General features: G+C 67.9%; 20 protein-coding genes and 1 pseudogene. 13 read left to right on the top strand and 8 right to left on the bottom strand.

Annotated elements, in window-relative coordinates; genetic code table 11:
- Positions 1 to 8: 8 nt before the first annotated feature.
- Positions 9 to 611, bottom strand: a complete 603-nt coding sequence (locus ACVCMC_RS02060) for a TetR/AcrR family transcriptional regulator (RefSeq protein ID WP_447098496.1) — start codon at positions 609 to 611, stop codon at positions 9 to 11.
- Between the two features lie 105 nt (positions 612 to 716).
- Here ACVCMC_RS02060 and ACVCMC_RS02055 point away from each other — a divergent pair, with 105 nt between their 5' ends.
- The 3 genes from ACVCMC_RS02055 (at position 717) to ACVCMC_RS02045 (ending at position 3,277) form a co-directional block, all read left to right on the top strand.
- Positions 717 to 1,514 carry a M48 family metalloprotease gene (locus tag ACVCMC_RS02055; RefSeq protein WP_447098495.1) on the top strand — a complete coding sequence of 266 codons (798 nt, stop codon included), beginning with the start codon at positions 717 to 719 and terminating at the stop codon, positions 1,512 to 1,514.
- A gap of 110 nt (positions 1,515 to 1,624) precedes the next feature.
- Positions 1,625 to 1,960: a YXWGXW repeat-containing protein gene (locus tag ACVCMC_RS02050; RefSeq protein WP_447098494.1), complete on the top strand. Its 336-nt coding sequence runs from the start codon at positions 1,625 to 1,627 to the stop codon at positions 1,958 to 1,960.
- 213 nt (positions 1,961 to 2,173) lie between these two features.
- Positions 2,174 to 3,277, top strand: coding sequence for a Glu/Leu/Phe/Val dehydrogenase dimerization domain-containing protein (locus ACVCMC_RS02045; RefSeq protein WP_395119529.1), 1,104 nt, complete (start codon positions 2,174 to 2,176; stop codon positions 3,275 to 3,277).
- A 58-nt stretch (positions 3,278 to 3,335) separates the two neighbouring features.
- Here the strand turns inward: ACVCMC_RS02045 and ACVCMC_RS02040 are convergent, their stop codons facing one another.
- Positions 3,336 to 4,454 (bottom strand): diguanylate cyclase domain-containing protein, encoded by a 1,119-nt coding sequence (locus tag ACVCMC_RS02040; RefSeq protein ID WP_447098493.1) that lies wholly within the window; start codon positions 4,452 to 4,454, stop codon positions 3,336 to 3,338.
- Between the two features lie 300 nt (positions 4,455 to 4,754).
- On the opposite strand from ACVCMC_RS02040, the gene ACVCMC_RS02035 reads away from it, so the two are divergent.
- Together ACVCMC_RS02035 and ACVCMC_RS02030 are read left to right on the top strand one after the other, a co-directional pair.
- Positions 4,755 to 6,302: a phospholipase D family protein gene (locus ACVCMC_RS02035; RefSeq protein ID WP_447098492.1), complete on the top strand. Its 1,548-nt coding sequence runs from the start codon at positions 4,755 to 4,757 to the stop codon at positions 6,300 to 6,302.
- 63 nt (positions 6,303 to 6,365) lie between these two features.
- Entirely contained in the window at positions 6,366 to 7,523 is a 1,158-nt protein-coding gene (locus ACVCMC_RS02030) for an isovaleryl-CoA dehydrogenase (RefSeq protein ID WP_395119532.1), read from the top strand.
- Between the two features lie 456 nt (positions 7,524 to 7,979).
- Here the strand turns inward: ACVCMC_RS02030 and ACVCMC_RS02025 are convergent, their stop codons facing one another.
- The gene (locus ACVCMC_RS02025) at positions 7,980 to 10,826 is read right to left on the bottom strand and encodes a S8 family serine peptidase (RefSeq protein WP_447098491.1); all 2,847 of its coding nucleotides are present in this window, start codon (positions 10,824 to 10,826) and stop codon (positions 7,980 to 7,982) included.
- A gap of 238 nt (positions 10,827 to 11,064) precedes the next feature.
- On the opposite strand from ACVCMC_RS02025, the gene ACVCMC_RS02020 reads away from it, so the two are divergent.
- The 3 genes from ACVCMC_RS02020 (at position 11,065) to ACVCMC_RS02010 (ending at position 14,619) form a co-directional block, all read left to right on the top strand.
- On the top strand, positions 11,065 to 12,249 hold the full coding sequence (locus tag ACVCMC_RS02020) for a thiolase family protein (protein ID WP_395119534.1): 1,185 nt from the start codon (positions 11,065 to 11,067) through the stop codon (positions 12,247 to 12,249).
- 157 nt (positions 12,250 to 12,406) lie between these two features.
- Complete coding sequence (locus tag ACVCMC_RS02015; RefSeq protein ID WP_395119535.1) at positions 12,407 to 12,832, top strand: hypothetical protein; 426 nt, start codon at positions 12,407 to 12,409, stop codon at positions 12,830 to 12,832.
- A gap of 179 nt (positions 12,833 to 13,011) precedes the next feature.
- Positions 13,012 to 14,619 (top strand): carboxyl transferase domain-containing protein, encoded by a 1,608-nt coding sequence (locus tag ACVCMC_RS02010; RefSeq protein WP_447098490.1) that lies wholly within the window; start codon positions 13,012 to 13,014, stop codon positions 14,617 to 14,619.
- Positions 14,620 to 14,634: 15 nt separating this feature from the next.
- On the opposite strand, the gene cgtA is transcribed toward ACVCMC_RS02010, so the two are convergent.
- From cgtA to ACVCMC_RS01990, 4 genes are all read right to left on the bottom strand, one after another.
- The gene (gene cgtA / locus ACVCMC_RS02005) at positions 14,635 to 15,714 is read right to left on the bottom strand and encodes an Obg family GTPase CgtA (RefSeq protein ID WP_447098489.1); all 1,080 of its coding nucleotides are present in this window, start codon (positions 15,712 to 15,714) and stop codon (positions 14,635 to 14,637) included.
- A 179-nt stretch (positions 15,715 to 15,893) separates the two neighbouring features.
- A complete protein-coding gene (gene rpmA, locus ACVCMC_RS02000; RefSeq protein ID WP_395119538.1) occupies positions 15,894 to 16,151 on the bottom strand; it encodes a 50S ribosomal protein L27 in 258 nt (85 codons plus the stop codon).
- Between the two features lie 19 nt (positions 16,152 to 16,170).
- Positions 16,171 to 16,485 (bottom strand): 50S ribosomal protein L21, encoded by a 315-nt coding sequence (rplU, locus tag ACVCMC_RS01995; protein WP_395119539.1) that lies wholly within the window; start codon positions 16,483 to 16,485, stop codon positions 16,171 to 16,173.
- Positions 16,486 to 16,616: 131 nt separating this feature from the next.
- The gene (locus ACVCMC_RS01990; protein WP_447098488.1) at positions 16,617 to 17,111 is read right to left on the bottom strand and encodes a DUF2059 domain-containing protein; all 495 of its coding nucleotides are present in this window, start codon (positions 17,109 to 17,111) and stop codon (positions 16,617 to 16,619) included.
- 151 nt (positions 17,112 to 17,262) lie between these two features.
- Between ACVCMC_RS01990 and uvrA the strand changes: the two genes are divergently transcribed.
- From uvrA to ACVCMC_RS01975, 3 genes and pseudogenes are all read left to right on the top strand, one after another.
- Complete coding sequence (gene uvrA / locus ACVCMC_RS01985; protein WP_447098487.1) at positions 17,263 to 20,196, top strand: excinuclease ABC subunit UvrA; 2,934 nt, start codon at positions 17,263 to 17,265, stop codon at positions 20,194 to 20,196.
- Entirely contained in the window at positions 20,193 to 20,639 is a 447-nt protein-coding gene (locus ACVCMC_RS01980; RefSeq protein ID WP_447098486.1) for an acyl-CoA thioesterase, read from the top strand. Before uvrA ends, ACVCMC_RS01980 begins: the two co-directional genes overlap by 4 nt.
- A gap of 7 nt (positions 20,640 to 20,646) precedes the next feature.
- A pseudogene (locus ACVCMC_RS01975) lies at positions 20,647 to 21,204 on the top strand (helix-turn-helix domain-containing protein); the annotation flags it as partial.
- Here the strand turns inward: ACVCMC_RS01975 and ACVCMC_RS01970 are convergent.
- On the bottom strand, positions 21,195 to 21,755 hold the full coding sequence (locus ACVCMC_RS01970) for a GNAT family N-acetyltransferase (RefSeq protein ID WP_395119543.1): 561 nt from the start codon (positions 21,753 to 21,755) through the stop codon (positions 21,195 to 21,197). The pseudogene ACVCMC_RS01975 and the gene ACVCMC_RS01970 sit on opposite strands and share 10 nt — an antisense overlap.
- A 148-nt stretch (positions 21,756 to 21,903) precedes the next feature.
- Between ACVCMC_RS01970 and ACVCMC_RS01965 the strand changes: the two genes are divergently transcribed.
- Both ACVCMC_RS01965 and ACVCMC_RS01960 read left to right on the top strand, forming a co-directional pair.
- On the top strand, positions 21,904 to 23,358 hold the full coding sequence (locus ACVCMC_RS01965) for a DUF4139 domain-containing protein (protein WP_447098485.1): 1,455 nt from the start codon (positions 21,904 to 21,906) through the stop codon (positions 23,356 to 23,358).
- 16 nt (positions 23,359 to 23,374) lie between these two features.
- The gene (locus ACVCMC_RS01960; protein WP_447098484.1) at positions 23,375 to 24,139 is read left to right on the top strand and encodes an enoyl-CoA hydratase/isomerase family protein; all 765 of its coding nucleotides are present in this window, start codon (positions 23,375 to 23,377) and stop codon (positions 24,137 to 24,139) included.
- Positions 24,140 to 24,196: the final 57 nt, after the last annotated feature.

Raw genomic sequence — 24,196 nt, 5'->3', positions numbered from 1 at the left:
GTCTCGCCTCAGGTTTGCCAGCTGCGCCACAGGCGCTCGAAGGCCGCGCGGGTGCGCTGGCCGGCTTCGTCGAATCCGAACAGCCCGGCGTCGTGGTGCAGGCCGAGCATCAGGGCGTAGATCTCGAAGGCGAGCTGGGCGACGTCGGTGTCGCTGCGCAGGTGGCCCAGTTCCACCGCCTGCGCGATCGCCTTCTGCAGTTCGTCGCGCCAGCCGGCCTGCTGCCGCACCACGCCGTCGTGCAGCGCGCCGTCGCGGCCGTCGTACTCGCTCACGGCCGACAGCAGCACGCAGCCGCTCTGGTGCTCGCGGCTCCACTCGAACCAGTGCGCCACGATCGCGCGCAGCCGCGGCAGGCCGCGCGGCTGCTTCAGCGCGGGCAGCAGCACCCGGGTCACGAAGCGCTGGCGGCCGGTGTCGAGCACGGCCAGTTGCAGGTCTTCGCGCGAGCCGAAGTGGGCGAACACGCCGCTCTTGGACATGCCCACGTCGCTGGCCAGGCCGCCGATCGACAGGCCTTCCAGCCCGTCGCGGCGGGCCAGCGCATAGGCATGATCGAGGATGGTGTCGCGGGTGGCCGTGCGCTTGCCGGGGCGGGTTGCGAGTGTCATGGCGGAAAAATAGCACGACCGTTCGTTCTATATCAAATGGTACTCACACAGTCTCGGCGGACCTTGCGGCTATGCTTCACCACTGCACGCCATGGAGGATTCCGCATGAAAATCCGCAATCTGGGCATTCCGCTCGCCACTGCCCTGCTGGCCGCCTGTGTCACCTCGCCCACCGGCCGCTCGCAGCTGATGGTGGTGTCGGACAGCCAGATGAGCCAGATGGGGCTGGCCGCTTTCAACGACATGCGCAAGCAGGGCAAGTTCGTCGACGCGCCGCGCGAGCGCGCGTATGCCACCTGCGTGTCCCGCGCGCTGGTCGCGGTGCTGCCGCCGCCGTGGAATACCCAGCAGTGGGAAGTGCAGATCGTTGGTGACGACACCGCCAACGCGTTCGCCCTGCCCGGTGGCCGGATCGGCGTGAACAAGGGCATGTTCAAGCTCGCCGACAACCAGGACCAGCTGGCCGTGGTGCTCGGCCACGAGCTGTCGCACGTGGTGGCACGCCACGGCGCGGAGCGCGTGTCCGACAACATGGCGGCGCAGGCGGCGGTGGCCGCCGGCACGGTGTACGCGGGCAGTCGCGGCGGCGACGCCAACACCGCGGCGGCGCTGCTCGGCGCCGGGGCGGAACTGAGCATCCTGCTGCCGTTCTCGCGCACGCAGGAAAGCGAGGCCGATACCTTGGGCCAGCGCTACATGGCGCAGGCCGGTTTCGATCCGCGCGCGGCGGTGGTGCTGTGGCAGAAAATGGGCGCGCAGGGCGGCAGCAAGCCGCCGGCATTTCTTTCCACGCATCCCGCGCCGGGCAACCGCGCCGAGGCGCTGGGTCGGCAGGCGCAGCAGTTGCTGCCGGTCTATCAACACGCACGCGCCAGCGGCCACGCACCGGACTGCCACTTGTGAACGGCGCTTGATCGCCGCCTGAACGAGCCACGCGCGGCCGGTCAACTGCCCGCCGCGCATCCCGTTTTCCATCCTGCCTGCCGCCTGACGCGGCGCCGACGGAGAACGCGATGTTGCGCAGCCCCCTCAAGTTTGCCCTGCTGGCCGGTTTCGGCCTGAGCCTTGCCGGCGCGCTGTATGCGCCGCCCGCCACCGCGCAAGCGCGGGTCGCGGTGGGCGTGAGCATCGGCGTGGCGCCGCCGCCGGCCCGCTTCGAACGCGTCCCGCCGCCACGCCGCGGCTACGTCTGGGCGCCCGGCTACTGGCGCTGGAACGCGCCCGCGCATCGTCATGTCTGGGTCGGCGGCTACTGGGTGCGGATGCGTCCGGGCTACCACTACCGACCGGCGCATTGGGTCCGTCACGGCCACGATTGGCGCTTCCGGCGCGGCTACTGGGGCCGCTGAGGGCGGCGGCCCGCGGCGCTCCATCCGCAGCCGGCTTGACGCGCCGCACCATCGCCGCCGGGGACGACGTACTAAACTTGGCGTTTTGACTGATCGCCCCGGCCCTGGTCGGGGCGATCGATTTCGTCCCTTACCACCATCGAGCGGGCCGCGTGCCCGCACCTTAGTCGGCGAGGCCTGCGGGCAACGTCAATCCATGGAGTCACCGTCGCAATGATTTTTGAAACCATCGCCAAGACCGGCCACGAAGAAGTCGTGTTCTGCCACAACGCCGACGCCGGCCTGAAGGCCATCGTCGCGATCCACAACACGGTGCTGGGCCCCGCGCTCGGCGGCCTGCGCATGTGGCCGTACAAGTCCGAGGCCGAAGCGGTGAACGACGTGCTGCGCCTGTCGCGCGGCATGACCTACAAGAACGCCGTGGCCGGCCTGAACCTGGGCGGCGGCAAGGCGGTGATCATCGGCGACCCGAGCAAGGACAAGTCCGAGGCGCTGTTCCGCTCGTTCGGCCGCTTCATCAACTCGTTGAACGGCCGCTACATCACCGCCGAGGACGTCGGCATCGACGTCAACGACATGGAATACGTGTTCCGCGAAACCGAGTACGTCACCGGCGTGCACCAGGTGCACGGCGGCTCGGGCGATCCCTCGCCGTTCACCGCCTACGGCACGCTGCAGGGCCTGATGGCCACGCTGCAGTTCAAGCACGGCAACGAGGACGTGGGCAAGTACAGCTTCGCGGTGCAGGGCTGCGGCCACGTCGGCGGCGAGTACATCAAGCTGCTGCGCGAACAGGGCGCCAAGGTGTTCGTCACCGACATCAACAAGGAAGCGGTGCAGCGCTGCGTCGACGAACTCGGTTGCGAGGCGGTGGGCCTGGACGAAATCTACGACGTGGACGCGGACGTCTATTCGCCGTGCGCGCTGGGCGGCACGCTGAACGAGCAGACCATCAACCGCATCAAGGCGAAGATCATCTGCGGCCCGGCCAACAACCAGCTGGCCACCGACGAGATCGGCGACGAGCTGAACCGCCGCGGCGTGCTGTATGCGCCGGACTACGCGGTCAACGCAGGCGGCGTGATGAACGTGTCGCTGGAGATCGACGGCTATAACCGCGAGCGCGCGATGCGCATGATGCGCACGATCTACTACAACCTGGGCCGCATCTTCGAGATCAGCAAATCGCAGGGCGTGCCGACCTACCTGGCCGCCGACCGCATGGCCGAAGAGCGCATCGCCGCGATCGGCAAGATCAAGCTGCCGCACATGGGCAACGGCGGCACCCGCTTCCAGGGCCGCATGCGCGGTCAGTGATCCCGACGGTTGCGCAAGACAAGGGCCGCGTCGCGAGGCGCGGCCTTTTTCATGGCAATCACGCCAGGCAGACGCCGTTGCGGCCGGCGTGCTTGGCCGCGTACATCTGCTGGTCGGCGCGGGCGACGGCTTCCATGAAACCCTCGCCGCGGCGATATTGGGTCACGCCGGCGGAAAAGCTGAAGGGCTGGCCCTCCGCTGCCCGCAATCCGCGCACGCCCTGGAGCAGACGATCGACCGTGGCGAGCGCGTCGACCCCGGCGCTGTCCGGCATCAGCACGAGAAACTCCTCGCCGCCCCAGCGGGCCACCATGTCCGAGCCGCGCAGCAGGTCGCGCACCGTATCCGCGAATGCGCGCAGAACGCGGTCGCCGCCGGCGTGGCCGAGCGTGTCGTTGATTTCCTTGAAGTGATCCAGATCGATCAGCGCCACCGAAAAGATCGTGCCGCTGCGCTCGGCGCGTGCCTGCTCCTGGGCCAGGCGATCCTGCGCGTGGCGGCGGTTGGCGAGTCCTGTGAGTTCGTCGTAGGCGGCGAGCCGCTGCACTTGCTCCAGTGCGCTGGCCAGCGCCACGCGCTGTTCGCGCAGGTTGGAGCGCAGGCGCGAGAGCCGCGACGCCACGTACGAAATCACCGGCAGCACGATCAGCAGCATGCCAAGGGCGGAAATGTCGTCGAGCATTTCCGGCGAGTCCAGCGACCACCCGATGGCGGGGGCGCGCTGCCACTCCATCACCGCGATGCTGACCAGAAAGCTTGCCAGCGCGAAGATGGTGAGCCGGGCGATGCGCTGCCACGGCAGCGAGAACGCGCCGAAGGTGAATACCAGCAGCAGCGGGCACAATGCCAGGTGGCGCGCGCTGCCGGCGGACATGTAGGCGTAATCCACGGCCACGATCGCCAGCACGGTCTGCCATTCGGTGAGCGCCGGATCGGCAAAGCGCAAGCTGAAGCCGCTGCGCAACGCGGCGTAGATGAGCCCCTGCCCGATCGCCTCGATCACGCCCAGGATCAGCAGGTTTTCCCAGCTCATCCAGCCCAGGAAAACGCCGCCTGCAAAGAACAGCGCGCAGCCCGCGGTGGCCACGCAGGCGATCAGCCACTGGCGCAGCCGGATGCGCTGGTGTCGCTCCGACCCCAGGATGATCTTGTCCAACCGCTGCATCAACGTTGTCACGTGGGCCTTGCCACCTCTTGTCGCCGGGGCAGACATGGGGTGCACCATGGGCAACTGTGCCCATGGACAACCTGCAAGGCGGCCCGAACTCTGACGGTTGCCCGCCGTCGTCTTGCGACACGGCAACGGCCGGGGCAGCGAAAACTTTAGCCGGTCCCCGCGCAGCACTCGGTGAAGGCCGCCTGGCGGCGCTCCCGCGGCCGTTGCGTGCCACGCCAGACTGTCCATTCCCCTTCCGGCTTTGCGTATGCGCGGCGGTCAACGAATAATCGGGTACGGGAGGTGCCACGGATGCGCAGGATGATGATCTGGCTGGGTTGCGGCATGTTCGCGCTGGTGCTGCTGATGGTCAGCGGGCTGTTGCTCGCCGATCGGCTGACCCCGCGCGCCACCGGTGCCCCGAGCAGCGCGTTGCCGATGCAGCCGGCGCAGACCCCGATCGATCGCGAACTGGCCCCGTACCTGGCCGCGCACCCCGGCGAGACCGCGGCGACCCTGCTGCCCGACGGCCTGGACGCGTTCGCCGCGCGCGCCGCCTCCGCGCGCCTGGCCGGGCGCAGCCTGGACCTGCAGTACTACATGTGGCACGACGACCTGGTCGGCCACCTGCTGGCGCGCGAGGTGTACGCCGCGGCCGAGCGCGGCGTGCGCGTGCGCCTGCTGCTCGACGACATCAACACCAAGGGGCTCGACCCGGCGCTGCTGGCGCTGGACGCGCATCCGAACATCGAGGTGCGCCTGTACAACCCGTTCCGCAACCGCAGCGGCGTGTGGCGCCTGCTGGAGATGGTGCAGCGTTTCTTCAGCGTCAACCACCGCATGCACAACAAGGCGTGGATCGCCGACGGCCGCGTCGCGCTGGTCGGGGGGCGCAACATCGGCGACGAGTACTTCGACGCCAACCGCAGCGTGAATTTCCGCGACCTCGACATGCTCCTGCTCGGTCCGGCCGTGGCCGACGCCAGCGCGATCTTCGACGACTTCTGGAACTCCAGCGCCGCGGTGCCGATCGAGGCGCTGAACCCGCAGACACCGGAAAACCTGCACAGGCTGGTGGCCGCGCTCGCCCACGAGTCCGCCGACGCGGCCGCGCAGGTCTACCTTGGCCGCGTCGCCGCCTCGCCTTCGGCGCAGCGCCTGACCAACCACGAGCTGGTGCCGCACTGGAGCGCGAACATCACCGTGGCATCCGATCCGCCGCAGAAGACGAAAGGCGCCGACCGCCGCGGCTGGCTGCAGCCGCGGCTGGCCGCGCATCTCGACGGCATGCATCGCGAGGTACTGCTGATCTCGCCCTACTTCGTCCCCGGCAAGCAAGGCACGGCGACCCTGCTCGGGCTGGCACGCGGCGGCACCCGCGTCGGCGTGGTCACCAACTCGCTGGCCGCCAACGACGTGCCGGCCGTACACAGCGGCTACGAGCGCTATCGCGATCGGTTGCTGGATGGCGGCGTGAGCCTGTTCGAGATCCGTCGCCACGGCCCGGTCGCCACCCACGGCCTGTTCGGCAGCAGCGGCGCCAGCCTGCACACCAAGGCATTCGTGATCGACGGCGCGCGCGGCTTCGTCGGATCGTTCAACCTCGACCCGCGCTCGGCCAACCTCAACACCGAGATGGGCGTGCTGTTCGACGACCCCGGCCTGGCCCGCGACCTGCGCCAGGAATACCTGCGGCTGGCCGCGCCGGTGCTCAGCTACGCGGTGCGCCGCGGCGCGGATGGCTCGACACAGTGGCTGGACCGCAGCACGCAGCCGCCGCAGGTGCTGGAGCACGAGCCCGACACCAGCTGGTGGCTGCGCACGACCACCCGCGCGATCAGCTGGCTGCCGATCGAATCGCAGCTGTAGGGACGCACGGGCCAGGCGGTGCCGCGTGCGCTAAAATCAGCAGCTCGCACCCAAGGAACCACCATGCGCCCGTTCCCGCTCGGAGAAGACATCGACCTGTTGCGCGAATCCGTGCATGCGTTCGCGGAGAAGGAGATCGCCCCGCGCGCCGACCGCATCGACCGCGACAACCTGTTCCCCGCCGACCTGTGGAAGAAGTTCGGCGAGATGGGGCTGCTCGGCGTGACCATTCCCGCCGAATACGGCGGCAGCGGCATGGGGTTCCTCGCGCACATGGTGGCGATGGAGGAGATCTCGCGCGCTTCCGGTTCGGTGGGCCTGTCCTACGGCGCGCACTCCAATCTCGCCGTGCAGAACATCTTCCACAACGGCAACGAGGCGCAGCGGCGCAAGTACATCCCGAAGCTGTGTTCGGGCGAGTACGTCGGCGCGCTGGCGATGAGCGAGCCGGGCGCCGGCTCGGACGTGGTCGGTTCGATGAGCTGCAAGGCCGAGAAGAAGGGCGACGCCTGGGTCGCCAACGGCAACAAGATGTGGATCACCAACGGCCCGGACGCCGACGTGCTGCTGGTCTACATGCGCACCGCGCCGCGCGTCGCCGGCAGCCGCTGCATGACCGCCTTCATCGTCGAGAAAGGCATGAAGGGCTTCCACACCGCGCAGAAGCTGGACAAGCTGGGCATGCGCGGCTCCAACACCTGCGAGCTGGTGTTCGAGGATTGCGCGATCCCCGAGGAGAACATCGTCGGCGAGGTCAACGAGGGTGTACGTGTGCTGATGAGCGGCCTGGACACCGAGCGGCTGGTGCTCTCCGGCGGCCCGATCGGATTGATGCAGGCATCGCTGGACCTTGCCCTGCCCTACGTGCGCGAGCGCAAGCAGTTCAACGCGCCGATCGGCACGTTCGGCGTGATGCAGGCGAAGATCGCCGACATGTACACGCGGCTGCAGTCCTCGCGCGGCTTTGCCTACATGGTCGCGCAGCAGTTCGACAACGGCGTCAAGTCGCGCATCGACCCGGCCGCGTGCCTGCTCAACGCCTCGGTCAACGCGGTGCAGGTGGCGCTGGAGGCCATCCAGACCCTCGGCGGCAACGGCTACATCAACGAGTTCCCCGCCGGGCGCCTGCTGCGCGACGCCAAGCTGTACGAGATCGGCGCCGGCACCAACGAGATCCGCCGCATGCTGATCGGCCGCGAACTCTTCCACGGCAAGGCATGAACCATATGCGCCGACAAAGGCATCGGCGCCGGCACATCGAACCGAATCCCGCCGCATGCTGATCGGCCGCGAACTCTTCCACGGCAAGGCATGAACCACATGCGCCGACAAAGGCATCGGCGCCGGCACATCGAACCGAATCCCGCCGCATGCTGATCGGCCGCGAACTGTTCCACGGCAAGGCATGAACCATATGCGCCGACAAAGGCATCGGCGCCGGCACATCGAACCGAATTCCGCCGCATGCTGATCGGCCGCGAGCTGTTCCACGGCAAGGCATGAACCACATGCGCCGACAAAGGCATCGGCGCCGGCACATCGAACCGAATCCCGCCGCATGCTGATCGGCCGCGAACTCTTCCACGGCAAGGCATGAAGCAAGGCGCCGAGGGAAGGCGCCAGACATGAAAAGGCCCGCGCGACGCGGGCCTTTTCATCACGCATGACTCGCGCGTTTCAGAACGTCCAGTTGAAGCTGATGGTGCCGGTCTGGCCCTGCTGGTGCTGGCCGGCGTAGCGGTCGTAACCCAACTGCAGGCTGGCCGCCGGGCTCATTTGCCAGTCCAGCGTGGTGCCAAGCACGCTGCCGTAGCGCGCCAGCCCGATGCCGCCGACCGGGGCAAACTGGTTGACGCCGCTGAAGCTGGCGTCGACCCACTCGCCACGCAGGCCGAAACTCTGCTGCCACAGCAGGCGCGTGCGCAGGCTGAGGCTGCCGCCATGCGCCAGCGCCCACGTGCGCGTGGCGCGCACGCCCAGGCCGGCCTGCCACAGGGCGGTGGTCTGCGCTCCCGACTTCAGTCCGAAGCCATAGGCGCCGACCTCATTGAAGCCATCGCGTTGCAGCTGGGCGTACTGCATGTCGACGTACGGCGTCAGCTCGGTGCGACCCAGCGCAAGGCGGTAACCGCTCTCGCCATAAGCCACGCCGTAGCGGCCATTGACGTTGCTGGCCACGCCGGTGACCTGGTTGCCCAGTTGCACCTGGCGACGCATCATCTCGCGATAGCTGCCAAGCCCGAAGCGGCCCATGGTGTACCACGAGCCGTGGATGATGCCGCCGTACAGCATGCCTTCCAGCGCGTGGCTGCGGCCCTGGTCGGCACTGCCGGCCAGCCGGCCCAGCCCCTCGCTCTGGCTGATCGCGTAACCAGCCACCGCATTGCCGCCGCCGAACCGGTAATCCTGGCCGACCAGCCAGCCACTGAGATCGACGCCGACGTTGCTGTAGCCGCTGCGCGACAGGTCGCCGTGATAGCCGAGGTTCTGCGTCCAGCCACCGGGCTGAGGGTTGTCGACCAGCGTATCGAAACGATCCGACAACGCGCGCGTGCCGGCGTTGATCGCCTCCAGCGTCATCGCGGCACTGGCCGCGTGCAGTTGGCCGGACAGGCTCTCCAGCGAATTCTGCAGCGCCGGGATGCCCTGCGTGTGCTGCAGGTTGCCGGCGCCCTCGATGAAGCCCAGCGATGCCGGCGCGATCCCCGACGGCGCCGCCGGACCCAGTTGGGTGTTGATCTGGTCGAATGCCGTCTGCACGCGCTGGGCCGCACCGTAGGACGCGGCGGTATAGCCCATCCCCTGCACGGCCGTGGCTTGCACCTGGGTCACGTTGAGCCAGGCGTTGTTGCCGTCGTAATTGAGCGTGGCGGTGAGCAAGGTGACGTTGGATGCCTTGTTCAGCGCACTGAACGTCCCGGTGAGGCCGCCGGTCGCGGTGAGCACGTCGGTGTGCGTGTTGACCGTGTAGCCGGAGTCGTAGCCGGTGACGTACAGGTCGCCGCCGTTGAGCGTGGCGGTGCCGGTCACGCGCAATGCCGAACCCAGCGAAAGCGCCAGTCGCCCGCTGCTCTGCTGGGTGTAGTTCCCAGCCACGTTGACGTCGCCGCCGGCCACGGCCAGCACGCCGGCATTGCCCACGTTGCCGCCGATATCGTGGGTCTGGCTCAGCGTGCCGGCGGTGCCGATGTTGACGCTGCCGCCCAGCGACTTCGCCGTGAGCGTGCCGCCCAGCACCTGGGTCATGCCGGTGTAGCTGGCCGCCTGGGTCAGGTTGAGCGTGCCGGTGCCTTGCTTGATCAGGCCGCCCGCGCCGGAGATCGGGTTGTTCCAGTTGGAGCTGCCGGTAAAGCTGACGGTGACGTCGCCCCAGTTGAACTTCGCCGGGCCGTCGACCGCCCGCCCGACGTTCAACGCGCCGTAGCCGAAGACCGGGTCCGGGCCGGCGGCGCCGAGATCGTCGGCGGTGCCGAGCAGGGTCTGCCGCACCAGATCATTGGTGAAGTACGGGAACGCCTGCCACACCACGGCTGCGGCGCCGGAGATTTCCGGTGCAGCGAACGAGGTGCCCTTGACGATCCAGTAATCCGGGCTCGTCGTGCTGGCCGTTGCATCCTTGTCCAGCACGATCACGTCGCCCGGCGCGGCCAGGCAGTAGTCCATCGCCTTGCCGCAGGCGTTGGAATAACTGGCCAGCTGAGTCGGGTGCAGGCTGTCCAGCGCCACCGCGACCAGCCAGCCCTGCTCCAGATCGGGCGACAGCGTGGGCAAGGCGGCGATGTCGCTGGGATCGGCCCTGGATTCGTTGCCCGCGGCGAACACCACCAGGCCGCCGTGCTGCACCACGAAGGGTCGATAGGCGGCAGCGAAAGCCTGGTTGATCGAGGCGTCGGTGGTATCCCAGTAGATGCCGCCCCATGAATTGTTCATCACCTGCACGCCGGCATTGATCAGCGCCGGGTTCAGGGTCTGCGCGAAAAAGTCCGCGTCGGCGGCGGTGACCTTGTTGCCCTGGCCCGAACCGTCGTCGGTCGGCTCGGTGTCGCTGATGATGCGCGCCGATACCAGTTTGGCCCCGGGGGCGATGCCGCCCGGGAACTTGTCGAAAGCCGCGCCGGCGGCAATCTCCGATACCCAGGTGCCGTGCCCGACCACGTCGTCGATGGAGGTGTTGTTGAGCGTCGGGTCGACGTAGATCAGCTCCTGCGTGACCCGACCGGCCACGGTCGGATTGCTGCGCATGATGCCGCTGTCGACGATGCCCAAGGTGATGCCGGCGCCGGTGAAGCCCTTGCTGTGTGCGGCGTAGGTGTTGGTGAGACCTAGCTGGGCGTCGATCGGCGGCTGATCGGCCGGCGGCGGTGCCGGTGGTGGTGCCGGCGGCGGAGCGGGTGGCGGCCCGGATGGAGTGACCGGCGGCGCCTTGACCATGCCGCCGCCACCGCCGCAAGCACCCAGTGCAAACGCCAAGGCCGTCACCAAGGCGACGTTGCGTCGACGCATTCCCGCCACAGTCCTGCTCATGTCCCTTCTCCCGTCTCGTTCAGCACGCCGACCGCCAACGCTCGATCGCGGCAGTAGTATCCCCCCGGATCGGCGTATCTTCGCACAACAAATGTCATGAAAAACGCGCCGATATGTGCGCTTCGTCTACTGCCGGGGCCATTTGCCGTCGCCGGGAGCGCACTGCGATAATCCAGAGGTTCATTCCGGGCATTTGCCCGTCGATTGCCACCTTTCAGTACCCCAGCGGAGTGTCATCATGTCGGACGTAAGCATCGTCATCACCGGTTCCAGGCGCACCGCCATCGGCTCCTTCCTCGGCCAGTTCACCGGCGTGCCCACCCCGAAGCTCGGCGCCACCGCGATCCGCGCGGCGCTGAAGCAGTCCGGCGTGGCTCCGGCCGAGGTCAGCGAGGTGATCATGGGCTGCGTGCTGCCGGCCAACCTGGGCCAGGCCCCCGCGCGCCAGGCGGCGCTGGCCGCCGATCTGCCGGCCGGCACCGGCTGCACCACGATCAACAAGGTGTGCGGCTCGGGCATGAAGGCGATCATGCTCGGCCACGACCTGATCAAGGCCGGCTCGGCCAGCGTGGTGGTGGCCGGCGGCATGGAGTCGATGACCAATGCACCGCACATGGTGCAGGCGCGTACCGGCATCCGCTACGGCGATGGCCAACTGGTCGACCACATGGCCTGGGACGGCCTGACCAACCCCTACGACGGCAAGTCGATGGGGGTGTTCGCCGAATCCTGCGCCGACAAGTACCACTTCACCCGCGAGGAACAGGACGCCTACGCGATCGAATCGGTCAATCGCGCCAAGGCAGCCCAGGCGAGCGGTGCGTTCGCCGACGAAATCGTCCCGGTCACGGTCAGCGGTCGCAAGGGTGACGTGCTGGTCGACACCGACGAGCAGCCCGGCCGCTCCGACATCGCCAAGGTGCCCACGCTCAAGCCCGCGTTCCGCAAGGAGAACGGCACCGTCACCGCCGCCAGCTCGTCCAGCATCTCCGACGGCGCTGCCGCGGTGGTGCTGATGTCCGCCGACGACGCGGCCAGCCGCGGGTTGAAACCGCTGGCCCGCATCGTGGCCCATGCCACCCATTCGCAGGAGCCGGAATGGTTCACCACCGCGCCGGTCGGTGCGATCCGCAAGGTGCTTGAAAAAGCCGGCTGGAAGGTCGAGGACGTCGACCTGTGGGAGATCAACGAGGCATTCGCGGTAGTGGCGATGACGCCGATGAAGGAGCTGGGCATTGCGCACGACAAGCTCAACGTCAACGGCGGCGCCTGCGCGCTCGGCCACCCGATCGGCGCCAGCGGTGCGCGACTGGTGGTGACGTTGATCAACGCCTTGAAAACGCGGGGATTGCGTCGCGGTGTCGCCTCGCTGTGCATCGGCGGCGGCGAGGCGACGGCGATTGCGGTGGAGTGCACCGACTGACACGACAAGGCGCCGTCCATCCCGCCGCCTTCACCTGACGCTTGCGTAAATCGTTTTGCCGGCAAGGCCCGCAGCACCATGAAAGATGTGGCGCAATGCCGGCGAAAGCGCTATTAATACACGGCCAAACGGCATTCCACGGCAAAGGAGATCACCCATGAAGTTTACGCGTACCCTACTCGCCGCCGCGCTCGTCGCGCTGTTGGCGGCATGCAGCAACGGCGCGCAGGATTCCGCGCAGGACGCCCAGAAGTCGGCGGACACGGCGCAGCAGGCGGCAGACCAGGCGCAGCAGGCTGCTTCGGAGGCCCCGAACACGGCCACCGAACAGGCTGCCGGCCAGGCCGCCACCGCCGCTTCCGCTGCGGGCGAGGCGGCCACCCAGGCTGCCGGCGCCGCCAGCGCCGCTTCCGCGATGGCTCCGGCCGCTGCCGGCACCTCGCATGACGCGATGTCGATGGCGAAGGATGCCGCCAGCAACGCGGCCGACGCGGCCAGCAACGCTGCCGACGCCGCCAAGAGCGCTGCCAGCAACGCGAAGGACGCCGCCGAGAAAGCCAAGGACGCCGCGAAGGGTCACTGATCCCCAGCTGGCTCTCGGCAACAGAAAAAACGGTCGCCTCGTGCGGCCGTTTTTTTTGCCCTTGATAACCAAGCCGCCTTGCCCTGCGCCGGCCACCTTCCGTTTTGGGGGGCACGCCGCCGCCGGTTATGATCCAGAGTTTGGCAACCCGCCGTTTCCCGCTTCCCGTGAATCCCTCCATGAATGTTTTCGCGACCCAGATCGACCCCCGCTCACCCGAGTTCCAGGGCAGCACGACCCAGTTGCGCGCCATGGTCGACGACCTGCACCGCGAACTGGCGCGCAACGCCGAGGGCGGCGGCGCGAAGGCACGCGAGAGGCACGTCGCCCGCGGCAAGCTGCTGCCACGCGAGCGCATCCGCGCCCTGCTTGATCCCGGTTCGCCCTTCCTCGAACTGTCGCCGCTGGCCGCACACGGCATGTACGACGACGCCGCGCCCGGCGCAGGCATCGTCACCGGCATCGGCCGCGTGCACGGCGCCGAGGTGGTGGTGGTCGCCAATGACGCCACCGTCAAGGGCGGCACCTATTTCCCGATGACGGTGAAGAAGCACCTGCGCGCGCAGGAAGTGGCTCTGGAAAACCGCCTGCCCTGCATCTACCTGGTCGACTCCGGCGGTGCGTTCCTGCTGCTGCAGGACGAGGTGTTCCCGGACAAGGAGCACTTCGGGCGGATCTTCTACAACCAGGCGCGGATGTCCTCGCTCAACATCCCGCAGATCGCGGTGGTGATGGGCTCATGCACCGCCGGCGGCGCCTACGTGCCGGCAATGAGCGACGAGACGATCATCGTGCGCGAGCAGGGCACCATCTTCCTCGGCGGCCCGCCGCTGGTGAAGGCGGCCACCGGCGAGGTGGTGGACGCCGAGACGCTGGGTGGCGCGGACGTCCATACGTCCATTTCCGGCGTGGCCGACCACTTTGCCGAGAACGACGCGCACGCGCTGTCGATCGCACGCGACATCGTGGCCCACCTCAACCGGAAGAAGGACATGCCGCTGGCGCTGCGCGCGCCGGTCGAGCCGAAATACCCGGCCGAGGAACTGTACGGCGTGATCCCGCAGGACACCCGCCGCCCGTTCGACATCCGCGAAGTGATCGCGCGCATCGTCGACGGCTCGGAGTTCCACGAGTTCAAGGCGCGCTACGGCAAGACCCTGGTGTGCGGCTTCGCGCACATCCACGGCTACCCGGTGGGCATCGTCGCCAACAACGGCATCCTGTTCGCCGAAAGCGCGCTCAAGGGCGCGCACTTCATCGAGCTGTGCAACCAGCGCAACGTGCCGCTGGTGTTTTTGCAGAACATCACCGGCTTCATGGTCGGCAAGAAATACGAGCAGGCCGGCATCGCCAAGGACGGCGCCAAGATGGTCACCGCGGTCGCCTGCTCGCACGTGCCGAAATTCACCGTGGTGATCGGCGGCAGCTTCGGCGCCGGCAACTATGCGATGTGCGGTCGGGCCTATGGCGCCCGCTTCCTGTGGATGTGGCCGAACGCGCGGATCAGCGTGATGGGCGGCGAGCAGGCCGCGAGCGTGCTGGCCACGGTCAAGCGCGACGGCATCGAGGCCAAGGGCGGCGAGTGGTCGGCCGAGGAGGAGGAAGCGTTCAAGGCACCGTTGCGCGAGCAGTACGAACGCCAAGGCCACCCGTATTACGCCAGCGCGCGGCTGTGGGACGACGGCATCATCGACCCGGCCGATACCCGGCGGGTGCTGGGACTGGCGATCTCCGCCTCGATGAATGCCCCGATCGAGCCGCAGCGCTATGGCGTGTTCCGCATGTAGCCAGGTGGACCGCCCTCAATCGCCGGCTTTTTCGCCGCGCAGGCGCACGTCGTCGGCAAGCATCTCGGTGCGTTCGGCTTCGGCTTCGCGTTGCGACTCGAAGAAGCGCTGCACCTGCTGGCACACTGCCATGGTGTTTTCACGCGCGATCGCCGAGACCAGGAACCACGGTTGGGTCCAGCCCAGTTTGTCGACGATGCCTTGCGCCACGGCTTGGCGTTCGCCCTCCGGCAGCACGTCGGCCTTGTTGAGCACCAGCCAGCGCGGGCGCTCGAGCAACTCCGGATTGAACTTCTGCAACTCCTGCTCGATCGCGCGGACCTGATCGGCCACGTCGGTGCCGTCGATCGGCGCGATGTCGACGATGTGCAGCAGCAGGCTGGTGCGCGCCACGTGGCGCAGGAACTGGATGCCCAGCCCCGCCCCCTCGGAAGCGCCCTCGATCAGGCCGGGGATGTCGGCGATCACGAAACTCTGGTCGGTACCCAGGCTGACCACGCCAAGATTCGGGTGCAAGGTGGTGAACGGATAGTCTGCCACCCGCGGGGTCGCCGCCGACACCGCGCGGATGAAGGTGGATTTGCCCGCATTGGGGAACCCCAGCAGGCCCACGTCGGCCAGCAGGCGCAGTTCGAGTTTCAGCTCGCGCACCTCGCCCGGCGTCCCTGGCGTGGCCTTGCGCGGGGCGCGGTTCACCGAACTCTTGAAATGGATGTTGCCCAGCCCGCCCTTGCCGCCTTGCGCCACCAGCATGCGCTGGCCGTGGGCGGTCAGGTCGCCGATCACCTCGTCGGTGTCGACGTTGGTGACCATGGTGCCTACCGGCACGCGGATCGTGGTGTCCTCGCCGCCCTTGCCGTACATCTGGCTGCCCATGCCGTTCTCGCCGCGCTGCGCCTTGAAGCTGCGCTGGTGGCGAAAGTCGATCAGGGTGTTCAGGCCCTCGTCGGCCACCAGCCACACCGACCCGCCCGAGCCGCCGTCGCCGCCGTCGGGGCCGCCGAACGGAATGAACTTCTCCCGCCGGAAACTGATGCAGCCATTGCCACCGTCACCGGCCAGGACCTTGATTTGCGCTTCGTCGACGAATTTCATTGTTGAGGGCCGGGAATAGGGAATGGGGAATCGGGAATCGGGAATAGGAAAAGCTGGCGCTCTGGGTAGGGTACGGGAGTTGCAGAAACCTCGCTCTTGCCATTCCCTATTCCCTATTCCCTGCTCCAAAAACAAAAACCCCGCCGAAGCGGGGCCTTCGTTGCCGCGTCGCGAAGAGCTTACGCCTGCACGACGTCGACGAAACGGCGGTTCTTGTCGCCGCGGACAGCGAACTGGACCTTGCCGTCGACCAGCGCGAACAGCGTATGGTCGCGACCCAGGCCGACGCCATTGCCCGGATGGAACTGGGTGCCGCGCTGGCGCACGATGATGTTGCCGGCTTCGATGGCCTGGCCACCGTAGACCTTGACGCCGAGGTATTTCGGGTTCGAATCGCGACCGTTGCGGCTGGAACCTACGCCTTTTTTATGTGCCATGACTCAATGCTCCAGGTGCTCAGGCGTTGATGCCCGTGATCTCGATTTCGGTGAAATGCTGCCGATGGCCCTGCTGACGCTTGTAGTGCTTGCGGCGGCGGAACTTGATGATGCGGATCTTGTCGGCACGGCCGTGCTTGCGCACGGTGGCGCTGACGGTGGCGCCCTCGACGACCGGCGCACCGATGGTGACCGACTCGCCGGTGCCGACCAGCAACACCTGGTCGAAGCTCACGCTGGCGCCTTCATCGGCAGTCAACAGCTCCACGCGCAGCACGTCACCCTGCTGCACACGGTACTGCTTGCCACCGGTCTTGATGACTGCATAACTCATGGGAATGCCCTTCTGTCGTTATTCTCTTGGGTATCGCCAGGGCCCTGCGGGTCTGGCGAACCGCGGATTATAGCGATGGCAACACGGCCTGGTCAAATAGTGAGCAGACCCTCGAAACGCCCGCCCGGCGCTCAGTGGGCCACGGCCGGCGACGGCGCGGTGCCGCTGGCGGCGGGGCTGGCCGGGCAGCGGCCGGTGGCGTCCAGCGTACCCTTCTGCTGCAACTCCCGGATCATCTGTTCGCCGCGCTCGTGCCCCCATTGCTGGCCGACCTTCATGCCCTCGGCCATCGTCTGCGGCATCTGGGTGATCACCTTCTGGCCCAGCGCGGACTTGTAGAACTTCAGCAGGCCGGCCACATCGGCGGCGGTGAAGTGCTGCTGGTAGACCGGAACCATCCTGTCCAGCAGCTGCTCGGTGCCGGCCGCGTCGATGAAGCCCTGCCAGTAGGACGCCGGCACGCAGGGCACGGCCTGGCCCATCACGCCGGCCATCTGCGTGTTCATCTGGCTGAACATCTGGCTCAGGTGCATCACCTCGAACAGCTGGCGTACCTGCCTGGCGCTGGGTTGCGCCGCCATCGCCGCGCCGCTCGCGCCCCATGCCAACACGGCCGCAGCCGCCATTCCTGCCCATCGGTGCATGCCGGTTCCCGGTCGAGTGGAACCGCCATTTAGCCACAGCCGCCGCGTCGGGGGAAAGCACGGCGCGGCTCCTGTCGAGTGAACTATCCAAACTACTTGGTATAGTAATGAGTCCCCCCCATATACGGCGTCCATGGACACCATTCGCATCCGCGGCGCACGCACGCACAACCTCAAGAACATCGACCTCGACCTGCCGCGCGACCAGTTGATCGTGATTACCGGCCTGTCCGGCTCGGGCAAATCCTCGCTGGCGTTCGACACCATCTATGCCGAAGGCCAGCGCCGCTACGTGGAGTCGCTCTCCGCGTACGCACGACAGTTCCTGTCGATGATGGAAAAGCCCGACGTCGACCACATCGAAGGCCTGTCGCCGGCGATCTCGATCGAGCAGAAATCCACCTCGCACAACCCGCGCTCCACCGTGGGCACGATCACCGAGGTGTACGACTACCTGCGCCTGCTGTACGCCCGCGTGGGCACGCCGCGCTGCCCCGACCACGGCATCCCGCTGGAGGCGCAGACGGTAAGCCAGATGGTCGACGCCACGCTCGCGCTCGACCCCGGGCAGCGCTACATGCTGCTGGCGCCGGTGGTGCGCGAGCGCAAGGGCGAGCATGTGCAGGTGTTCGAGCAGCTGCGCGCACAGGGTTTCGTGCGCGCCCGCGTCGACGGCGCGGTGTACGACCTCGATGCGGTACCGCCGCTGGGGCTGCGCATCAAGCACACCATCGAGGTGGTGGTGGATCGCTTCCGCCCGCGCGAGGACATCAAGCAGCGCCTGGCCGAATCGTTCGAGACCGCGCTGCGGCTCGGCGACGGGCTGGTAATCCTGGCCAACATGGATGCAACCGACGCCCCCGAGCAGCTGCTGTCCTCGCGCTATTCCTGCCCGGTCTGCGACTACTCGCTGCCGGAACTGGAGCCGCGGCTGTTCTCGTTCAACTCGCCGATCGGCGCCTGCCCGGCCTGCGACGGCCTGGGCGTGACCCAGGTGTTCGACGCCGCGCGCGTGGTCGGCCACCCGGAGCTGTCGCTGGCCAACGGCGCGGTGCGCGGCTGGGACCGGCGCAACGCACACTATTTCCAGCTGCTCATGTCGCTGGCCGCGCACTACGGCTTCGACGTCGACGCGCCGTGGCAGAAGCTTCCCGCGGACGTCCAGAAGGCCATTCTCTACGGCAGCGGCAAGGAACAGATTGCCTTCCGCTACATCACCGAGCGCGGCGGCAAGGTCACCCGCGAGCACGCGTTCGAGGGCATCGTGCCGAACCTGGAACGACGCTACAAGGAAACCGAATCCGCCGCCGTGCGCGAGGAGCTGGCCAAGTACATCAGCGACCAGCCCTGCCCCGAGTGCGCCGGCCAGCGGCTGAACCGCTCGGCGCGCAACGTGTTCGTCGCCGACCACGCGCTGCCCTCGCTCACCGCGCGCTCGATCGATGATGCGCTGGCGTTCTTCCAGGAGTTGAAGCTCAGCGGCTGGCGCGGCGAGATCGCGGTGAAGATCGTCAAGGAGATCCGCGAGCGGCTGACCTTCCTCAACGACGTGGGCCTGAACTACCTCACGCTCGATCGCCAGGCCGATTCGCTCTCCGGCGGCGAGGCGCAACGCATCCGCCTCGCCTCGCAGATCGGCGCCGGCCTGGTCGGCGTGATGTACGTGCTGGACGAACCGTCGATCGGCCTGCACCAGCGCGACAACGAGCGCCTGCTCGGCACGCTCACGCGCCTGCGCGACCTCGGCAACACGGTGATCGTGGTCGAGCACGACGAGGACGCGATCCGCATGGCCGACCACGTGCTCGACATCGGCCCCGGCGCCGGCGTGCACGGCGGCGAGATCGTGGCGCAGGGCACGGTGCAGGACATGCTCGACTCGCCGCGCTCGGTGACCGGCCAGTTCCTCTCCGGCGTGCGCGCGATCGAGGTGCCGAAGGAACGCCGCCGGCCTGTCGACGACGCGTGGCTGCACCTGAACGGCGCCAGCGGCAACAACCTCAAGCAGGTCGACCTGGCGATCCCGGCCGGCCTGTTCACCTGCATCACCGGCGTGTCGGGTTCGGGCAAGTCGACCCTGGTCAACGACACCCTGTTCCGCCTCGCCGCGATCGAGCTCAACGGCGCCAGCGCGCAGCCGGCGCCGTTCAAGTCGGTGACCGGACTGGAACTGTTCGACAAGGTGGTCGACATCGACCAGTCGCCGATCGGCCGCACGCCACGTTCCAACCCCGCCACCTACACCGGCTTGTTCACCCCGCTGCGCGACATGTTTTCGCAGGTACCGGAGGCGCGCTCGCGCGGCTACACGCCAGGCCGCTTCAGCTTCAACGTGCGCGGCGGCCGCTGCGAGGCGTGCGAAGGCGACGGCATGATCAAGGTGGAGATGCACTTCCTGCCCGACGTCTACGTGCCCTGCGACGTCTGCCACGGCAAGCGCTACAACCGCGAGACGCTGGAGATCCTGTACAAGGGCCACACCATCGCCGACGTGCTCGACATGACGGTGGAAGACGCGCTGAAGCTGTTCGAGAACGTGCCGACCATCGCGCGCAAGCTCGACACCCTGCGTGCGGTCGGCCTCGACTACATCAAGCTCGGCCAGAGCGCGACCACGCTGTCCGGCGGCGAGGCGCAGCGTGTGAAGCTGTCCAAGGAGTTGAGCAAGCGCGACACCGGCAACACCCTGTACATCCTCGACGAGCCCACCACCGGATTGCACTTCCACGACATCGAGCAGCTGCTCGACGTGCTGCACCAGCTGGTCGACCAGGGCAACACCGTGGTGGTGATCGAGCACAACCTGGATGTGATCAAGACCGCCGACTGGGTGGTCGACCTCGGCCCCGAAGGCGGCGCCGGCGGCGGTCGCATCCTGGTCGCCGGCACGCCGGAGACCGTGGCGGCCACAACCGGGTCGCACACCGGCCACTTCCTCGCACCGCACCTGAAACCGGTCAAGCCGAAAAAGCCGGGTACCACCACGCGGGTCAAGGCCGCCACCAAACACATTGCCTCGGCCGACAAGTACAAGCCGATGCGCGGACGAAAGAAAAAGCCCACATGAGTACTCGCACCCCCAACCCGTCGCCAGCCGACACGGACACCGGCGCGGGCAAGCCGCTGTTCGTCGCCGCCATCGGCGTGCGCTGGCGCGATCTCGACGCGTTCAATCACGTCAACAATTCCAACTACCTCACCTACCTGGAAGAGGCGCGTCTGCAATGGCTCAGCCATGTGCCGGGCCCGTGGTTCGACGAGCACGCCATGCCGGTGATGGCCGCCAGCCAGGTCAACTACCGCCGCCCGATCGCGTGGCCCGCGCAGTTGCAGGTGCAGCTGTTCTGCGAGCGCATGGGCAACAGCTCGATGACGATCGCGCACCGGGTGATCGACGCCGAACGGGCCGACACCCTTTACTGCGACGGCAACGTGGTGATGGTCTGGATGGACCCGGCCACCGGCAAGCCGGTGCCGCTGCCAGAGGCGATCCGCCGCGCGGTGGAGTAAACGGTCCGTGCATGCCGCCGCCCGCACCTTCTTCACGGTCAGCGCAACCGGCGCCCATCGGATCGAAACGATCGCCGGCGCGCGCCATGCCTGGCGCTTCCGGCTGCATTTTCATGCCGGCGACGAAGTCGTGCGGATGTTGGCGGGACGGGCACGACTGCGCTTCCCCGATACCTGCAGAGACGTGGTCGCCGGCGATACCGTCGTGGTGCCGGCGGGTGTGATCCACCGCTTCGAACCGGTGGATGGCGGTGGCTGGTCCTTTGTCTCGCGCTTCGAGCAGCCCGCCGCGAACAGCGACGAGGGCCGCGAAGCGCTCGTCGCGCGGGTCGCGGCCTTGCTGGCCGAACGACCTTCGCTGCACACCGACGTGGAGATGATCGCGCGCACGTGCGCGATTTCCGCCGGCCACCTGTCGCGCACGTTCCGCCGCCAGGCCGGCACCAGCCTGCACAACTTCCACGTCCTGCTGGCCTTGCACAAGGCCAAGGCCCTCTTGCGGAACCAGGTGCCGATCATCGACGCGGCGCTCGACGCAGGCTTCTGCGACCAGGCTCATCTCAACCGCGAATTCGCGCGGACATTCGGCATGACTCCCGCCGCATTCCGAGCGGCCTGGGCCACTTGCGGATCGATGTCCAGGGCCATGTACAAGGTTCCGGGCAGCGGGTTGTCGTAATACGGCGCCACCGGATGAAAACCCAGCGCGACATAAAGCTGCCGCGCCGCCGCCATCGACGCCAGCGTATCCAGCAGCATGCACGCATAGCCGGCTCGCGCGGCCCACGCGATCGCCGCTTCGGCCAGTTGCCGCCCCAGCGCCTGCCCGCGCGCCGCCGGGCGCACGTAGAGGCGCTTGATCTCGCACACGCCAGGCTGCGGCCATGGGCGCAAGGCCACGCAACCCGGCGTGGCTCCCGCACTGTCGCGCGCGAGCAGGATCACGCCGCCTGGTGGCGCGTACTTGCCGGGCAGTTGCGCCAGTTCCGTGGCCACATTCTGAAAGGAAAGATCGACGCCGAGGCTGTCGACATATTCCGTGAACAGTTGGCGCACGCTCCCGATGTCCTCCGGCAGGCGGGCGGGCGCGATGGTGACGGTCGGGGAGGCGGGCATGCTCGGTCACTCGCGGGAAAGCTCCCGACACGATAGGGAATCCGGACCGCCGGTTCTTGAACGGTTCTGATCGCACGCGCACCCCGCCGACGCGCGCTGCACGCGTGATCGTTATGATGGCCGTTCGGTCCCCACCATGGAATGCACCATGACGACAGCCCGCCACCTCCTCGCCTTCGCCTGTTTCACCGCCCTGGCCGGCACTGCCAACGCGCAGACGGCCGACAGCACGGCACTGAGCTTGTACCGCAGCGACAACCCCTCCCTGTATGCCAGCCAGGGCGGCGACGTCGACGCGGGCTACGCGGTAGTGCGCGAACAGCGCGCGCTGACCCTGGCCGCGGGCACCCACGACGTGACCATCGGCAACTTGCCGAATGCGCTGGACGCCGAGGCGATGGCGCTGGCCTTTCCCGACAACGATGCCACGGTGATCTCGCAGCGGCTGTTGCTGGCGCAAGGCAACGACGGCGCGTTGTCCGGTCTGGTCGGACAGGAGGTCAACGTGCTGGGCAGCAACGGCGAATCGCTGGCCAACGGCACGTTGCTGCGTGCCGGCAACGGCCTGCTGGTCCGCGGCGTCAGCGGCGTCAGCGGCACCACGCTGGTGCGCGATTACGCGGCGGTGCGCAGCAACGGCGGCAGCTTCCCGCTTGGCTCCAGCCTCAGCCTGCGCGTGGACGTCGCGCGCGCCGGCCGGGCGCGCGCCGTGCTCAGCTATCCCACCGCCGGCCTGGGTTGGCGCGCTGCGTATGTGGCGACGCTGCAGCCGGGCAATGCCTGTCGCATGCAGTTCGAATCGCGCGCCAGCATCGCCAACCGCAGCGGGCGCGACTGGCAAGACGCCCAGCTCACCCTGATCGCCGGCGAGCCGAACATGGCCAGGGATTCCGGCCCGCGCCCGATGATGGCGATGGCGCGCGGCTACAGCGCCAAGGCCGAGGCGATGCCGCAGCAGGACAGCCTGGGCGATTACCGCAGCTTCACCCTGCCCGACAAGGTGAGCCTGCCCGACGGCAGCGTCAGCCAGGTGCCGCTGTATGCCACGCGCACGATGGATTGCGAGCGCACCACCTTGCTGGAGAACGGCAATGCCTTCGAGCCGCAGCAGCCTGTCATCCAGCGCGACTTCCAGCAAGGCGTCGGCGCCATCGTCAGCACGCTGCAACTGAAGGCCTTCGACAGCCTGCCCGCCGGTTACCTGCGCGTGCTCCAACACGACCGCCACGGCGTGCCGCAGTTCATCGGTGAAGGCCGCATCAACGACACGCCCAAGGGCAGCGACGCCACGATCACCCTGGGCACGCCGTTCGACCTGCGTGCCGAACGCACGCGCACCAGCTTCCACGTCGACAAGGACGGCCGCACCCTCGACGAGGCCTTCCGCATCGAGCTCAGCAATGCCGGCGACAGCGCGCGTACCGTGACGGTACGCGAGCATCCCTCGCGCTGGCGCGAGTGGAAGCTGGTCTCCTCCAGCAGCAAGCCCGCGCAGCAGGACGCCGACACGCTCGAGTTCCGGGTAGAAGTGCCCGCCAACGGCAAGGCCACGCTGAGCTATGCCGTGCGCTACAGCTGGACCGCCGACCAACAGCCGCAGTAACCGAACGGAGTCGATCATGCTCAACCTCATCACGCACGACCATGCCATCCGTGAAATCCAGCTCGCCCGCCCGCCGGTCAACGCGCTGAACCTGGAACTGCTGCAGGCGCTGCGCAAGGCGATCGACGACAGCGTGCGCGACGACGTGCCCGGCATCGTGCTGTCCGGCGCGCCCGGCCTGTTCTCCGCCGGCGTCGACGTGCCCGCCCTGCTGCAGCGCGACCGCGCCGGGGTTCGCGAATACTGGCGGGAATTTTTCGCCCTGTGCGGCGCGCTGGCGCGCGCACCGATCCCGCTGGTCGCGGCGATCACCGGTCACAGTCCGGCCGGCGGCGCGGTGCTGGCGCTGTTCTGCGACTACCGGGTGATGGCCGACGGCCCGTACCGGATCGGCCTCAACGAGGTGCAGGTCGGCCTGATCGTGCCCGAGGCGATCCAGCTGGCGCTGCGTCGCGTGGTCGGCACCTACCGCGCCGAGCGCCTGCTGGTGGCCGGCGCCATGATCGAATCGGCCGACGCGCTGGCTTGCGGCTTCGTCGACGAAACCACCGCCGTCGAACAGGTCACCACCCGCGCGCTGCGCTGGCTGGACGAACTGCTGGCGCTGCCGAAGCACGCCATGCTCACCACCCGCCGCCTGGCCCGCGCCGATCTCGCCAACGCCTACGCCGACCTGGACGCGTTGCCGCTGGACGACTTCGTCGAAGCGTTCTTCCACCCGGAGACGCAGGCCACCTTGCAGGCGCTGGTGGCGCGGCTGAAGAGCAAGAGCGAGAAGTGAGTAAAGAGGAGTGAGGAGTGAGGTCGAGCATCCGCTTCCACTCTCTTTGCTCACTCC

Source organism: Rhodanobacter sp. UC4452_H20 (assembly GCF_052978205.1).
This window is presented reverse-complemented; position numbering and strand designations above follow the sequence as displayed.